Below are 14,417 nucleotides of genomic sequence, written 5' to 3'. Positions count from 1 at the left end.
CCCAATCCTCCTGCTCGCGCCGACCGGGTCAGCGGTTGCCGCGCCTGGCGGCCCGACGCTGCTGCTTGATGGTGTCGCGCACCTCACGCTCGGTCTCGGCGTGCCGGCGGGCCGCGGCGGCCTTGCGCACGCCGTAGCCGAACGAGGCGACCTTCACCAGCGGGTTGGCCGCGGCGGCGGAGACCACCGTCGCCAGGTTCGCCACGTTGGCGGTGACGTTCTGCGCGTGGGAGGTCATGGTGTCCACCTTGGCGAGCTGGAGGTTCACCCCGTCAAGCGAGGTCTGCACCTGCTCCAGCGCCACGTTGACGTTCTTCACGGTGGTGTTGACGTCGCCGAGCAGCGGCGTGGTCCGCTCGTTGAGGTCGGTGATCATGCGGGTGGTCGCGTCCACGGTGTGTCGCAGCCGCAGGATCGGCACCGCCAGCACGAGCACCAGCATCAGGAACGCGCCGGCCGCGATCAGCGCAGCGATCTGTCCACCATCCACGCCATGTCCTCCTCAAGCAGGGTTCCGGGACCGGACGTCCTCGGAACACGCGACCGTCGTACCCGCGCCGGCGCCCGGTCCGCGATCGGCCGTGGGCGGGTGGCGGGGTACGCCAGCCCCAGACCCTACCGTCCGTGATGAAAAGCGGCTCAGGACGGTGAAGGTGTCAGTTCCCCGAGCGGATCGTCGGTGATGGTGGGGAACGGATCCTCACCGGTGAGTGACGGATCGGTGCTCGGTTGTGGCCGGGTCCGCTCGTCGTCGATCGCGTTGCGCACCTTCACCGACACCAACGATCCGGTGCACTTGCCCGCAGCGGGCTTCGCCACGGGCGACGGCGGGATCGCCGGCTCGCCGTTGACCGGCGGCGGTACGCAGGTCGGCTCGCGTACCCACAGGTCGAGGGTCAGCTCGTCGCGGCGCCAGCAGGTGTAGCGCCCCTTGGCGGGCTGCTCGGGGCAGCGGGTGACCTTCCACGGCCGCCAGCCGGCGTCGGTCAGCGCCCGCTCGTAGACCTGGGCGGTCTCCTTCGGTGCGCGCTGCGACTCCACGGTGCGCTCCCGCAGCCGGCAGTCGAGCAGGCACCAGCGGCTGCCGCTGACGTCGTCGACGGTCTTCGCCGCCGCCCACTCCGGCACACCGAGCTGGTCCAGGGAGTCGAAGACCGGGTCGTGGGCGAGGGTGCGGATGCCGAAGTAGAGCGGCACCGCGCCGAGGATGACCAGGCTGACCAGGGCCAGGATGCCCGCCCGCAGGCGCCGGCGCTCGCGGATCCGGCGGCGTAGTTCGGAGCGGGCGCCGCCGGACGGGGGCGCGTCGGGGGCGTCCGGCTCGGCGCCGGGTCGCAGCGGCGGGCCGCTGGTCGGGTCGGGCCGGGGGCCGGCCGGGTCGGCGGGGCCGACGGCGACGGCCGCCCGGGCCACCGCCGGCGGTTCGGCGGGACGCGGCACCGGGACGCCGGCCCGCGCGGGCTGCCGGTCGGTCGGCTCCACCGGCCCGTTCGACGCGCCGGGTCCGTGCGGACCGGCGACGGTGCTGGCCGGACCACCGGTCGGCGCACCAGGGCCGCTCACCGGGGTGGCCGGTCCGGCAGGTCGCGGGCCGGCCCCGGCGGCCACGGAGGGCGGGGCCACGGCGGCGCGGGCCACCGGGGGGCGGCTCGGTCGCCGGTCCGCATCGGTGTCCGGTCGGGGCGCCGGGCCCCGGCCGTCACCGGGCGCCGGCGGGGCAGCGGGATCGTCGGTGCCCGCGCGCTCCGGTCCCCGGGGCGGGGCGGCCGGCTGGCCGGGACGAGCGGTGCCGTAGACCGGTCCGGGCGCCGCCGGGCCGTCGGGCCGGGCGCCCGGGCCGCCTGGACGGGCCGCACCGCGCGGCGTGGCGGGGGCGTCGGCCGGCGGGCCGACGTGGGCCCGGGCCACTGCGGCCGTCCCGGCGCCGGCACCGGGGCGGGCGGTGCCGCGCTGCTCCGGCCGGTCCGGCGCCGGCGGGCGACCGGTGCCCGGCCGTGGATTCGGGGTACGCCCGGGGTGGTCCGCGGTGGGGGCACCGGCCACCGGGTCACCGGGCCGCGGCGCCGGTCCCGGCTGCTCGGCGCGGCCCGGTACGCCGGAGACGGGCCCGGCTTCACCGGCCGGCGCGCCTCGGCGGGCGTCGCCGCCGCGGCCGGCCGGAGCGGGCGGACGGGCGGGGCCGGCCGGAGCGGGCGGACGGGCGGGGCCGGCCGGAGCGGGCGGACGGGCGGGGCCGGCCGGAGCGGGCGGGCCGGAGCGGCCGGCCGCCGGCATGGCGGGGTCGGTGTGCGGAGCCCGGCCGGCCTGGCGCAGCCAGTCCGCCGGGCGCTGCGGGCGCTCGGCGCCCGCCTCGGTGACGGCCCGGTGCCCGGCGCCGGTCGGTGGGTCCACCGGTCCGGCCGCGGGACCACGCCCGGACGCCGGTCCGGTCCGCGCCGCCGACGGCAGGGGTGGGGCGTTGCCGGAGCGGGGCACGACCGGGGCGTCGTCCTCGGCGGCCCGCCGCCGTCCGACGCGCGGGTCCGGCCCGTCGGCGCCGGTCCGGCCGGTCGGCGACCGGTCGCCGTCGTCCCGGGCGGTCGTGCGCTGCTGCGGGGCGGCCGGGTCGTTCGGCGGACGGACTCCGCCCCGGCGGCCGGGATCCGTCGCGCCCGGCGGCGTACGCGCTCCGGCTTCGGGACCGCGCCGCGCGGGGTCGGTCGGTGGCGGGACGGGTGCGCCCGGGTCCCGGCGGCCGGGGTCGGTGGCGTCACCCGGCGTCCGGTTCAGCGGCCGGGCGCGGCCGGCGCGGCGGGCGGGGTCGTCGGCGTCGGCGACCCGGCCGGCCGGTGGCGGCACCCGACCGGGGTCGGTCGCCTCGCGGCGCGGCGGTCGGGACTGCGCGGCGGCGTCCATGGCACGGCGGGGCGGCTGCGGACCGCTCCAGCCGTCGTCCGGGCGGTTCGGAGCGGGCGGGGGCACCGGTCCGGGTCGCGCGGCGGGCGGCGCGGCCGGTCCGGGTCGCGCGGCGGGCGGCGCGGCCGGTCCGGACCGACCGGACGGCGCCGAACCGGGTGCCGGTCGGGCCGGTGGTGGGGACCCTGGGACCGGACCGGCCGAACCCGGGACCCGGGCCGCGGGCGGCGTGCCCGGCGCCGGCCGGGCCGAGGGCGTGCCGGGGGCGGGACGGACCGGCGGTACGGCCGGCGGCACCGGACCGGGACCACCGGCAGCCGCACCGCCGGGGCCGAGCTCCGAGCGCTCCTGCTTCGCCGTACGGAGGTCGTCGATCCAGCCGAAGTCCTCGCCGCCCGAGGTGGCCTCTGGCTCGGCGTCGGACCTGCCCCGCCCCCAGCGGCGACCCTTGGCGCGGGCGTCCCGCCGCTCCTCCGGGCCGTCCTCCGGTCGCTCCGAACCACGAGGATTCACTGCTGAGCCTCCCTGGCGGCGTCCGAGCCGCCGTCCTCCGCCGCGCTGGCGTTCTCCGCGTCCGGCGAGCGCCGGCCGGACCCCGGCGCGGCCGGTTCCGGCCGTGCGGGTGGCGCCACCGGTTCCGGTCGGGCCGGTGGCGCCGGCAGTCCGCGCACGATCCGGCGCAGCACCGGCAACCGGGCGGCGACGGACCGTTCGGCGCCGTGCCCGCTGGGTCGGTAGTAGTCCGCCCCGACGAGGTCGTCCGGAGCGTACTGCTGGGTGACCACCCCACGCTGGTCGTCGTGCGGGTAGCGGTAGCCCGTGCCGTGGCCGAGCCCCCGGGCGCCCGCGTAGTGGGCGTCGCGCAGCCCCCGCGGGACCGCCCCGCCCCGACCGGCCCGTACGTCGGCGATGGCGGCGCCGATCGCGGTGGTCGCCGAGTTGGACTTCGGGGCGGTGGCCAGGTGGATCACCGCCTGGGCGAGGTTGAGCTGCGCCTCGGGCAGGCCGACGTACTCCACGGCGTGGGCGGCGGCGGTCGCCACGGACAACGCGGTGGGGTCGGCCATGCCGACGTCCTCACTGGCGAAGATCACCAGGCGGCGGGCGATGAACCGGGCGTCCTCGCCGGCCACCAGCATCCGGGCCAGCCAGTGCAGCGCCGCGTCCACGTCGGAGCCGCGCATGCTCTTGATGAAGGCGCTGGTCACGTCGTAGTGGGCGTCGCCGTCGCGGTCGTAGCGCACCGCCGCCACGTCGACCGCCTGCTCGGCGGTGGCCAGGTCGATCAGCCCGGTGCCGAGCGCGTGGGCGGAGGCGGCCGCCGCCTCCAGCGCGGTGAGCGCCTTGCGGACGTCACCTCCGGCGAGGCGTACCAGGTGCTCCTCGGCCTCGGCGGCCAGGGTGAGCGCGCCGCCCAGGCCGCGCGGGTCGGTCACCGCGCGGCGCAGCAGCCCGCGTACGGCGTCGTCGTCCAGCGGTTGCAGGGTGAGCAGCACGCACCGGGACAGCAGCGGGGAGATGACCGAGAAGTACGGATTCTCGGTGGTGGCCGCCAGCAGGGTGACCGTCCGGTCCTCCACCGCGGCGAGCAGCGAGTCCTGCTGGGTCTTGCTGAACCGGTGCACCTCGTCGATGAAGAGCACGGTCTGCGCGCCGCCGGACCGGCGCTGCCGGCGGGCGGTCTCGATCACCGCCCGGACGTCCTTGACCCCGGCGTTGAGCGCCGACATGGCGACGAAGGTGCGGTCGGTGGCCTGCGCCACCAGGTGGGCGATGGTGGTCTTGCCGGTGCCCGGCGGCCCCCAGAGGATCACCGACAGCGGCGCCCCGCCGCCGACCAGCTGGCGCAGCGGCGCGCCGGGGGCGAGCAGGTGCCCCTGGCCGACGAGCTCGTCGAGGCTGGCGGGACGCATCCGGACGGGCAGGGGCGAATCGGCCCCGACGGTGGCGAAGTCGGCGACACCACCGGCGTCCGCGGGGGCGCGCTGCGCCCCGGCGGGTTCGCCGAGGGAGAAGAGGGTGTCGGACTCCATCACGAAGACATTACCGGGCCCGGCCCGCGGCGCGGGAATCGCGCCGCGGGCCAGGACCATGGTGATCGGTTCCGGTCAGCCCCGGCCCGGGCGCCGGCCCCGGTACCAGCGGCCACGGCCGCCGCCACCGCCACCGCCGCGCGGGCCCGAGCCCACCCCGGCCAGATAGAGCGAGAGCAGCAGCAGGCCGAGCACCGTCAGGGTGTGCACGTTGAAGAGATCGGGTGCGCCGAAGTTCGTGTTCATGAAGTCGATCAGCAGCGCGAAGCCGAACACGATGGCCGCGAGAATGGCGAGCATGGGAGGTCCTCCGGTGGGGGGTACCAGTAGGTCGGCGCGGGATGTACCCAATCGGACCGTCGGTCAATCTCCACCGTGGACCGCGAGGACCCCGGGGTGGCCGGGCGCGGCGCGCCGGGCCGGTTCTAGGCTGGGCGCATGATCAACGCCGACCAGCCGCTGGTGGGCCGGGACGCCGTCCTGCACGCCACCGGCCACCACCCGTACGCCCGGCACGCGCTGGCCCGGGGCGACGAGCAGCGCGGCTGGCTGCGCGACGGTGCGGTGGTCTGGCTCGCGCCGCCCGGTGTCTGGCCCGCGGCCGGAGCGGTCGGCCCGGCGGGCCCGGCGGCCGACCTGCTCCGCTCCCGCTACGCAACCGGCGAGCTGCCCGGCGGCGTCCGGTTGCCGCTGCCGCGCGCGATCGTCGACGAGCTGGCCGGCTGGCCGCCGCTGAGCGTGCAGACCAGCTGGGACTACCTCTTCATGTCCACCCCGCCACCGCGGCACGACGGCGAGGAGCGGGTGGTACGCCTCACCGAGGCCGACCACCCGGAGCTGACCGCGCTGATCGACGCGGCCTTCCCGGCCAGCACCTCCCGCCCGGGCGACGCGCACATCGTCGACTGGTACGGCATCCGCGACGGCGGCCGGCTGGTGGCCTGCGGCGCGGACCGCAGCCGGGGTGACGTGGGCTTCCTGGCCGGGCTGGCCGTCGATCCCGCCCGCCGGGGGCGGGGGCTGGGCGCCACGCTGACCGTCGGGATGGCCCGGGCCCTGTTCGCCCGCTACGACCAGGTCGCACTCGGCGCCTACCTGGACAACGTGGGGGCGATCCGGTTGTACCGGAGGCTCGGCTTCACCGGCACGGTGGAGCTGAACTCGGTACGGATCGACTGAGCGCCCCCGACCCGGACCCGGGTCGTCGGATGCGGGTCACGGGGCCGGTACGGCGGGCCGGTCGGCGGCGGGCGCCGGGTCGGGTACGGACGGGGTGGCGGGGGCCTTGCGGGCGGCCCGCCAGGCCGGCAGGTAGAGCGGGGCGGCCACGGCCAGCACCACCGCGCCGACCAGCATGGCGACGCTGATGCTGGTGGCGTCGGCCAGGGCGGTGAGCGCCACCATGCCGACCGCCGCGCCGGGCTGGGACATCATCGAGTTCAGCGACAGCACGCTGGTCCGGTACGGGCCGTCGACCTGGCGGTGCAGCAGTCCGTAGTGCAGCGGGTTCGACGCGCCGTGCACGGTGTAGCAGGCCAGGTAGGCGGCCAGCACCCCGACCGGGCCGGCGAGCAGCCCCATCCCGGCGACCGTCACACCCTGGAGGATCCGCAGCAGCGCGGCGGCGGGCGCTGCGCCGAGCCGGCGCAGCAGGAACGGGGTCAGCGCGGCACCGGCGGCGTTGGCCAGCCAGGCGACCGAGCTTGCCGGGCCGAGCAGGGCGGCGGCCCGGTCGGTGTCCCCGACCACCTCGGCGAGGCGGACCGGCAGCAGCGACTCGAAGGTGACCATGCCGAAGCCCCAGAACAGTTCGACGCAGACCAGCGCGAGCAGCACCCGGGAGCGGCGCAGCAGGCCGAGCGCCTGACCGACCATCCGGGGCGCCTCGACCACGGAGGCGCGCAGCGCGCCCGCGCCCCGAGCCGGTCGGGCCTCCCGGAGCAGGAGCAGCAGCGCGACCAGCGACACCGCCTGGAGCACGATGGCCGCCAGCACCGGCAGAGTCAGCGCGCTGACCGGGCCGACCGGGCCGAGCGCGACGAGACCACCGGCGAGCAGCGCGCCGGCGCCGATGCCGACGCCGATCGCGGTACCGGCCCAGCCGAGGCCGCGTTCGTACTCGGCGTCCGGGTCGGCGGCCAGGGTGGCGTCGACGTACCAGGACTCCAGGGGGCCGCTGTCCAGCGCCCGGTAGATCCCTTGCAGGGCCCAGACCAGGAAGAAGAGCCAGAACGAGTCGGCCACCGCGAACAGCGCCAGGGAGACCAGGGCGACCATCCAGGCGGCGGCGAGCACCGGCTTGCGGCCCAGCGCGTCGGCGAGCCCGCCGGTGGGCAGTTCCAGGGTCAGCACGACCAGGCCCTGCGCGGTGGAGACCAGGCCGATCTGGGACAGGGTGAGGCCGCGCTCCCGCATCAGCAGGATCATCACCGGGATGGTCAGGCCGCTGGGCAGCCAGCGCAGGCCGTAGAGGGTGAGGTAGCGGAACCGGACCTGGCGTACGGACAGGACGCTCACGGCTGCTCCTCGGCGGATGGCGGAACGGCGAGCCGCGAACCGTTGAGCATCGGCAGGGTGGTGAGGTAGATCTGCACCTGCTCAGCGCCGGGTACGGCGGGGTCGGACTCGTCGCGGTAGCGCATGAGCACCTGCCACATCTCCTCCCTGAGGGCAACCAGCCGGTCGGCGGGCAGCGTCAGGAAGGCGTCGCCCATGCCGAACGCGTCGCGCCACTGTGGGGACCATTCGTGCCGGTGGGCGAACCACTGCTCGGCGTGCTGGGTCAGGTACCGGAACTGGTCGTCCTCGATCCACTCGATCGCGGCCCGGGCGTCCGGGTCGTCGTCGAAGTCGCTGGGCTCCCAGCTGGTGACGTCGTGCGCGGCCCGCCAGAACCGCTGCCGCCCGGTGCCCAGGCTCGGGTCCTCGACGACCAGCCCCACCTCGGCGAGTTGCCGCAGGTGGTAGCTGGTCGCGCCGGTGTTGGTGGCGAGCAGCTCGGCCAGCGCGGTGGCGGTGGACGGGCCGTTGACCCGCAGCGCGCCCACCACCCGCATCCGGATCGGGTGCGCCAGCACCCGGACCTGCCGGTGGTCGATGCGTACCTTCCGCGGCGGGGGCTTCTTCTCGTGCTCCATGGCATCCACAATAGGTGTGCACACTTTCTGTGCACAATAGTTGTGCACAGAAAGTGTGCACCAGTCCGGAAGCAGACGCGCCGGCTCAGCCGAGCAGTTCGGTGACCCCGCGCAGCCGGGTCCGGAGCAGGCCGGCGGCGCGGGAGGAGTCCAGGCGTACGTCGGTGGGCCGAGGCGGGCCGGCGGCGGTCGTGGTGGTGGTCTTGAGGGCGGCGGTGTCCAGGCCGAACCGGCGGGCCACCAGCAGCCCCAGCTCCGCCCGGCTGACCGCCTCCGGACCGGCCACGTTGAGCAGCCCGGCGTGGTCGCCGGACACCAGCTCCAGCACCGCGGCGGCCAGGTCCGACACGTCGACCGGGCAGCGCAGCTCGTCGGTGAAGAGCACCGCCCGACCGGCGAGGGCGTCCCGGCAGAGCTGGATCTGCTTGCTCCCCTCCCCCAGGATCAGCGACGTCCGCACCAGCGCCGCCGCCGGGTCGATCGCCCGCACCGCCGTCTCCGCCGCCGCCTTCGCCGCGCCGTACGCGTGGATCGGCGTCGGCACGTCGTCGTCCCGGTAGGGCGTCGGCCGCCCGGCGTGCAGCGCGTCGCTGGACAGGTGCACCAGCCGGGCCCCCACCTGCGCGGCGGCGTACGCCACATGGGCCGCCCCGTCCGCGGTGACCCGCCAGTCGTCGTACCGGTAGGGGGTGGCGACAACGGCGTCGGGGCGTACCCCGGTCAGCAGCGCACGCACCGCGGCCCGGTCGGTGACGTCCAGCCGGCGGGCCTCGACCCCCGGCGCCGCGTTCGGGTTCGAGTGGTACGTGCCGACCACCCGCCGCCCCGCCGCGACCGCCTGCCGGCACACCTCGGCGCCGAGGAACCCGCTGGCCCCCACCACGAGCAACGTCATGACATCCCCCCGAAGACCGAAACGGCCCGCGTCATCATGACGCGGGCCGTTCGGTGAGGCCAGGGATCAGACCGGGTCGGCCACCGGGGCGGCCGGGCCGGCGGTGCCGGCGTGCGGGCCGGTGGGCGCCTTCGGCTTGGCGTCGATGCCCGCCTCGGCGCGCTGCTGGCCGGTGATCGGCGTCGGGGCGCCGGTCAGCGGGTCGAAGCCGCCCCGGGTCTTCGGGAAGGCGATCACCTCGCGGATCGAGTCCGCGCCGGCGAGCAGCATGCAGACCCGGTCCCAGCCGAAGGCGATGCCGCCGTGCGGCGGGGCGCCGTACTTGAACGCCTCCAGCAGGAAGCCGAACTTGTCCTGCGCCTCGTCGGGGGTGATGCCGAGCAGGTCGAAGACCCGCTGCTGCACGTCGCCGCGGTGGATACGGATCGAGCCGCCGCCGATCTCGTTGCCGTTGCAGACGATGTCGTACGCGTAGGCCAGCGCCCGGTCCGGCGCCTCCTCGAACCGGTCCACCCACTCGGCGTTCGGCGAGGTGAACGGGTGGTGCACGGCGGTCCAGCCGCCCTCGTCCGTCTTCTCGAACATCGGCGCGTCGACCACCCAGCAGAACGCCCAGGCGCTCTCGTCGATCAGCTTGGCCCGCTTGGCGATCTCGATCCGGGCCGCGCCGAGCAGCTCCTGCGCCTCCCGGGCGTGCGCGCCGGCGGCGAAGAAGACCGCGTCGCCCGGCTTCGCGCCGACCGCGTCGGCCAGCCCGGCCAGGTGCGCCTCGGAGAGGTTCTTCGCCACCGGCCCGCGCGGCGCGCCGGTCTCGGCGTCGAGCACCACGTAGGCCAGGCCCCTGGCGCCGCGCGCCTTGGCCCAGTCCTGCCAGCCGTCGAGCTCCTTGCGGGTCTGCGCTGCGCCGCCCGGCATGACGACCGCGCCGACGTAGCCGCCCGCGTCGATCGCGCCGGCGAAGACCCGGAACTCGGTGCCGCGCAGGTAGTCGGTCAGCTCGGTCAGCTCCAGGGCGTAACGCAGGTCCGGCTTGTCCGAGCCGTACCGGGCCATCGCGTCGTGCCAGGTGATCCGCGGGATCGGCCGGGTGATCTCGTGGCCGGCCAGGTCCTTCCAGAGCGACGCGACGATCGCCTCACCGAGGTCGATCACGTCGTCCTCGGTGACGAAGGACATCTCGATGTCGAGCTGGGTGAACTCCGGCTGCCGGTCGGCGCGGAAGTCCTCGTCCCGGTAGCAGCGGGCGATCTGGTAGTACCGCTCCATGCCGCCGACCATCAGCAGCTGCTTGAACAGCTGCGGGGACTGCGGCAGGGCGTACCAGCTGCCCGGCTGGAGGCGGACCGGGACCAGGAAGTCGCGGGCGCCCTCCGGGGTGGAGCGGGTCAGCGTCGGGGTCTCGATCTCCAGGAAGTCCCGCTCGTGCAGCACGGTGCGGGCGAGCTGGCTGGCCCGCGAGCGCAGCCGCAGCGCCTTCGCCGGGCCGCTGCGCCGCAGGTCCAGGTAGCGGTACTTCAGCCGGATGTCGTCGCCGGCCTCGACCTGGTCGTCCACCGGCAGCGGCAGCGGCGCGGCCTCAGAGAGCACCTCCAGGTCGGTGGCAGTCACCTCGACCTCGCCGGTCGGCAGCTCCGGGTTCTCGTTGCCCTCCGGGCGGCGGGTCACCTCACCGGTGACCTTCACGCAGAACTCGTTGCGCAGCGCGTGCGCGTCCTCCTCGCGGAACACGACCTGGACGACGCCGGAGGCGTCCCGCAGGTCGACGAAGATGACACCGCCGTGGTCGCGCCGGCGGGCCACCCAACCGGCGAGGGTCACCGTCGAGCCGGCGTCCGCCGCGCGCAGGCTTCCGGCATTGTGGGTACGGATCACGGCTTGCGTCTCCTCGTCTGCTGCTACGTCTTCCCTCCGCATTCTGTCAGCCGCCCCACCCGCCCGGTCGCTGGGTAAGGAAGGGCCCCCTCTTAACGCCTCCGGTATAGGAAGGGTCCCCTGTTAACACCGCGCCGAGCGCCGCGCCGGCACGCGTACGGTGTGCGGGTGCACGCCGTACCCCCGTGGGCCCTGACCTCCGCCGCGGCCGCCCCGACGCTGCTGGTCGGCGGCTGGACGCTGGCGGCCGCCCGCCAGCCCGGCGGCTTCGATGCGGTCACCGGCACGATCAGCGCCCTCGCCGCGCACGGCGCGACCGACCGGTGGATCATGACGGCGGCGTTGGCCGGTCTCGGCCTGTGCCACCTCGTCACGGCGGCCGGGCTGCGGCCCGCACGCCCGACGGGTCGGCTGCTGCTCGCCCTCGGCGGCGCGGCCACCCTCGCGGTGGCGGCCCTACCGCTGCCGGCCGGGGGCGGCTCGTCGGCGCCGCACGCGACGGCCGCCGCGCTCGCGTTCGGCGCCCTGGCCCTCTGGCCGGCGCTCGCCGGCACCGGCCGCCGCGCGCCCGCCGAGGCCGTCGGACTCTCCCCCCGCACGGGTACGACCGCAGCGGCGGTGCTGCTGCTCCTGGTCGGCTGGTTCACCGCGGAACTGGTCGGCGGCGGTGACCGGATCGGCCTGGCCGAGCGGGTGGCGGCCGGCGCCGAGGCGCTCTGTCCGCTGCTCGTGGTGCTCCTCCTGCGCCGAGCGCGGCGTTAAGAAGGGGCCCCTGCTCTACCGGAGGCGTTAACAGGGGGCCCCTGCTTACATCTCGGCGGGGAGCAGGTGGTGGACGCGCACGTCGCCGTCGACGAGGGCCCGGGCGCGTTCCTCCACCGCCCGGTCGGCGCCGGTGAGCCGGCCGCCGTGCTGGCGCAGGTGCTCCTCCCAGGACGGCACCTGGTAGACCTCGACGAAGCCGTGCGCCCGCTCCCCCGCCCGGAACAGTCCCCACCGCATCGCCCCGGTACGCCGTCGTGACCGGCCGACGGCCCGCATCGCCTCGACGAACTCGGCCTGCCGTTCGGGCGCCACGGTGTAGGAGACGGTGACCAGCACCGGGCCGCCGGCCGGGTGGGCCTCCAGCGCCAGGTGCGGCTCCGGCCAGTAGACGGCAGGGTCCCGGTCGACGCCACGGGTGTCGCGCAGCGGCCAGAGCAGCACGCTCAACGCGCCGAGGGCCATCACCACGCCGGCCACCGCCAGCGCCACCACCAGGCTGGCCAGCTCGCCGAGCGCGCCCCAGGCGACCGCGCCCAGCGCCTGCCCGCCGGCGAAGACCATCTGGTAGACCGACAGCCCGCGGGCGCGTACCCAGCCGGGGAGGAAGAGCTGCATGGCGGCGTTGATGCTGGACATCACGGTCATCCAGGCCAGCCCGGCGGGGACCAGCGCGGCGATCACCAGCGCGGGCGCCGGGACCAGGGCGAGCACCAGCAGCACGGCGGCGTAGACCAGCCCGGCGAGCAGCAGCAGCTGGCTGCCGGAGAGCGCCCGGCGGATCCGGGGCAGCACCAGCGCGCCGGCCACCGCGCCGACGCCGAGGGCGGCGAGCAGCAGGCCGTACCCGCCGGAGCCCAGGCCGAGGCGGCGGTTGGCGACCAGCGGCAGCAGGGCCCAGAGCGCGCTGCCGGGCACGACGAAGAGCGCGGCGCGCAGCAGGATCCGGCGGACCACCGGGGAGTGCCGCACGTACCGACCGCCGGCGCGCAGCGCGGCGGTGAACCGTTCCGGCATGGCGTCGTCGTCCGGCCGGTCGGGACGCCAGCGCAGCAACGCGATCGAGAAGACCACGAACGAGACGGCGTTGACGGCGAAGACCACCGCGACGCCGGCCTGGGCGACCAGCACGCCGGCGACCGCCGGGCCGACCGAGCGGGCCAGGTTGACGCTGATCGAGCCGAGCGCGGAGGCGTGCACCAGCTGCGCCCGGGGCACCAGCTCGGGGATGACCGCCTGCCAGGCCGGCAGGGTGAGCGCCTGCCCGACGCCGAGGGCGAAGGTGAGGGTGAGCAGCAGCGCCGGCGGCATCCGCCCGGCGGCGGTCAGCACGGTCAGCAGCACGCCGACGGTGGCCAGGAAGAGCTGCACGCCGATCAGCAGCCGGCGCCGGTCGAAGGTGTCGGCGAGCGCACCGGCGGGCAGGGCGAGCAGGAGGACGGGCAGCATGCTGGCGGTCTGCACCAGGGAGACCAGGGTGGGCGCGTTTGGCTGGTCGACCAGCAGCCACTGGGCGCCGACGGTCTGCATCCAGGTGCCGATGTTGCTGGCCAGCACGGCGATCCAGAGGCTGCGGAAGGCGGCGATCCGCAGCGGCGCCCACGCGGACGCTTCGGCGGTCGGTTTCTCGGAGGCGCTCACCGCCGGGAACGTACCCCGGCGCGGGCCGCCCAGTCCCGGGTACGCGCAACGGGCCGCCGGTCGCCCGGCGGCCCGCTCGCGAGGGGTCGATCAGTAGACGCTCACGCCGTAGACGCTGAGCACCTCGGTGACCGGCTGGAAGTAGGTGGTGCCGCCGGAGGAGCAGTTGCCGCTGCCGCCGGAGGTGAGGCCCAGGGCGGTGCTGCCGGCGAAGAGCGAGCCGCCGCTGTCGCCACCCTCGGCGCAGACCGTGGTGCGGATCAGGCCGGAGACGCTGCCCTCGGCGTAGTTCACGGTGGCGCCGGTGGCGGTCACCGTGCCGCTGTGCACGCCGGTGGTGCTGCCGGACCGCTTCACCGACTGGTTGACGTACGCGTTGCCCGAGGTGGTGATGTCCTGGTAGCTGCCGTTGTACAGGTAGACGTTGCCCGGCTGGGCGGTGCTCTGGTTGCTGTACTTGACGATGCCGTAGTCGTTGCCGGGGAAGCTGGTGCCGGCCCGGGTGCCGAGCAGGGTCGTCTGGCTGGAGTTCGAGTACCAGTTGGTGCCGAGGTTGGTGCAGTGCCCGGCGGTGATGAAGTAGTAGACGCCGGAGCTGCTGCGGACGTTGAAGCCCAGCGAGCAGCGGTAGCCACCGGTGTAGATGGCCTGGCCGCCGGAGATGCGCTTGCTCAGTACGCCGCCCTCGGAGACCAGCCGGACCGCGCCGTCGGTGCGGGCCGCGGCGGCCTTCACCTTCGCCAGCTTGGCGCCGGTGACGGTGCTGTCGTAGGAGACGACGACCTGGTTGGTGGCCGGGTCGGTCCACCAGGCGGTGCCGGGGATCTTCGCCGAGCGGTCCAGCTCGGCGGTGGCCCTGGCCAGCTGCGCGGCGCCGCGGGTGACCAGCTTGGGGGTGGCGCCGGCGGCCCGGACCTGGCGGGCGGCGGCGGCGTCGGTGACGGCCACGACCATCTTGCCACTGGCGTCGGCGTACGTGCCGGCGGCGCGGTCGCCCAGCTTGGCAGCCAGGGTGGCGGCGGCGTCGGGGGACGCGGCTGCGGTGGGCGCGGCCTGGGCGGGGGCGCCCAGCAGCGAGCCGACGACCAGGGTTCCGGCGACGGCGGCGGTGGCGGCGCGGCGGAGCGATGACCTCGTGGGTCGCATGTAACAGCCTCCCGGGTGGGGATGGGGGCCCGGTCG

General features: G+C 76.0%; 12 protein-coding genes. 2 read left to right on the top strand and 10 right to left on the bottom strand.

Annotated elements, in window-relative coordinates; translation table 11 throughout:
• Positions 1-28: 28 nt before the first annotated feature.
• From GA0070564_RS19215 to GA0070564_RS19200, 4 genes are all read right to left on the bottom strand, one after another.
• Positions 29-490, bottom strand: a complete 462-nt coding sequence (locus GA0070564_RS19215) for a DUF948 domain-containing protein (protein WP_091610070.1) — start codon at positions 488-490, stop codon at positions 29-31.
• A gap of 149 nt (positions 491-639) precedes the next feature.
• Entirely contained in the window at positions 640-1,338 is a 699-nt protein-coding gene (locus tag GA0070564_RS19210; protein ID WP_091610386.1) for a hypothetical protein, read from the bottom strand.
• A gap of 2,066 nt (positions 1,339-3,404) precedes the next feature.
• Positions 3,405-4,928 carry a replication-associated recombination protein A gene (locus GA0070564_RS19205; RefSeq protein ID WP_091610068.1) on the bottom strand — a complete coding sequence of 508 codons (1,524 nt, stop codon included), beginning with the start codon at positions 4,926-4,928 and terminating at the stop codon, positions 3,405-3,407.
• Between the two features lie 75 nt (positions 4,929-5,003).
• Positions 5,004-5,228, bottom strand: coding sequence for a hypothetical protein (locus GA0070564_RS19200; protein ID WP_091610066.1), 225 nt, complete (start codon positions 5,226-5,228; stop codon positions 5,004-5,006).
• A gap of 138 nt (positions 5,229-5,366) precedes the next feature.
• On the opposite strand from GA0070564_RS19200, the gene GA0070564_RS19195 reads away from it, so the two are divergent.
• Positions 5,367-6,107: a GNAT family N-acetyltransferase gene (locus GA0070564_RS19195; protein WP_091610063.1), complete on the top strand. Its 741-nt coding sequence runs from the start codon at positions 5,367-5,369 to the stop codon at positions 6,105-6,107.
• 36 nt (positions 6,108-6,143) lie between these two features.
• Here the strand turns inward: GA0070564_RS19195 and GA0070564_RS19190 are convergent, their stop codons facing one another.
• The 4 genes from GA0070564_RS19190 to aspS all read right to left on the bottom strand — a co-directional run bounded on the left by GA0070564_RS19190 (position 6,144) and on the right by aspS (position 10,832).
• Positions 6,144-7,445 carry an MFS transporter gene (locus GA0070564_RS19190; protein WP_091610060.1) on the bottom strand — a complete coding sequence of 434 codons (1,302 nt, stop codon included), beginning with the start codon at positions 7,443-7,445 and terminating at the stop codon, positions 6,144-6,146.
• On the bottom strand, positions 7,442-8,065 hold the full coding sequence (locus GA0070564_RS19185; protein WP_091610058.1) for an ArsR/SmtB family transcription factor: 624 nt from the start codon (positions 8,063-8,065) through the stop codon (positions 7,442-7,444). Before GA0070564_RS19185 ends, GA0070564_RS19190 begins: the two co-directional genes overlap by 4 nt.
• Before the next feature lie 85 nt (positions 8,066-8,150).
• The gene (locus GA0070564_RS19180; RefSeq protein WP_091610057.1) at positions 8,151-8,960 is read right to left on the bottom strand and encodes an SDR family oxidoreductase; all 810 of its coding nucleotides are present in this window, start codon (positions 8,958-8,960) and stop codon (positions 8,151-8,153) included.
• A 66-nt stretch (positions 8,961-9,026) separates the two neighbouring features.
• Positions 9,027-10,832 (bottom strand): aspartate--tRNA ligase, encoded by a 1,806-nt coding sequence (aspS, locus tag GA0070564_RS19175; protein ID WP_091610055.1) that lies wholly within the window; start codon positions 10,830-10,832, stop codon positions 9,027-9,029.
• A 168-nt stretch (positions 10,833-11,000) separates the two neighbouring features.
• Here aspS and GA0070564_RS19170 point away from each other — a divergent pair, with 168 nt between their 5' ends.
• A complete protein-coding gene (locus tag GA0070564_RS19170) occupies positions 11,001-11,594 on the top strand; it encodes a DUF998 domain-containing protein (protein ID WP_091610384.1) in 594 nt (197 codons plus the stop codon).
• A 45-nt stretch (positions 11,595-11,639) separates the two neighbouring features.
• Here the strand turns inward: GA0070564_RS19170 and GA0070564_RS19165 are convergent, their stop codons facing one another.
• Together GA0070564_RS19165 and GA0070564_RS19160 are read right to left on the bottom strand one after the other, a co-directional pair.
• Positions 11,640-13,235: an MFS transporter gene (locus GA0070564_RS19165; RefSeq protein WP_091610052.1), complete on the bottom strand. Its 1,596-nt coding sequence runs from the start codon at positions 13,233-13,235 to the stop codon at positions 11,640-11,642.
• Positions 13,236-13,325: 90 nt separating this feature from the next.
• Positions 13,326-14,381 carry a S1 family peptidase gene (locus GA0070564_RS19160; protein WP_091610050.1) on the bottom strand — a complete coding sequence of 352 codons (1,056 nt, stop codon included), beginning with the start codon at positions 14,379-14,381 and terminating at the stop codon, positions 13,326-13,328.
• Positions 14,382-14,417 lie beyond the last annotated feature (36 nt).

This window comes from Micromonospora mirobrigensis (genome assembly GCF_900091555.1).
GTDB classification, from domain to species: Bacteria; Actinomycetota; Actinomycetes; order Mycobacteriales; family Micromonosporaceae; genus Micromonospora; species Micromonospora mirobrigensis.
The sequence above is the reverse complement of the archived record's forward strand: the minus strand, read 5'-3'. Positions and strand labels throughout refer to the sequence as shown.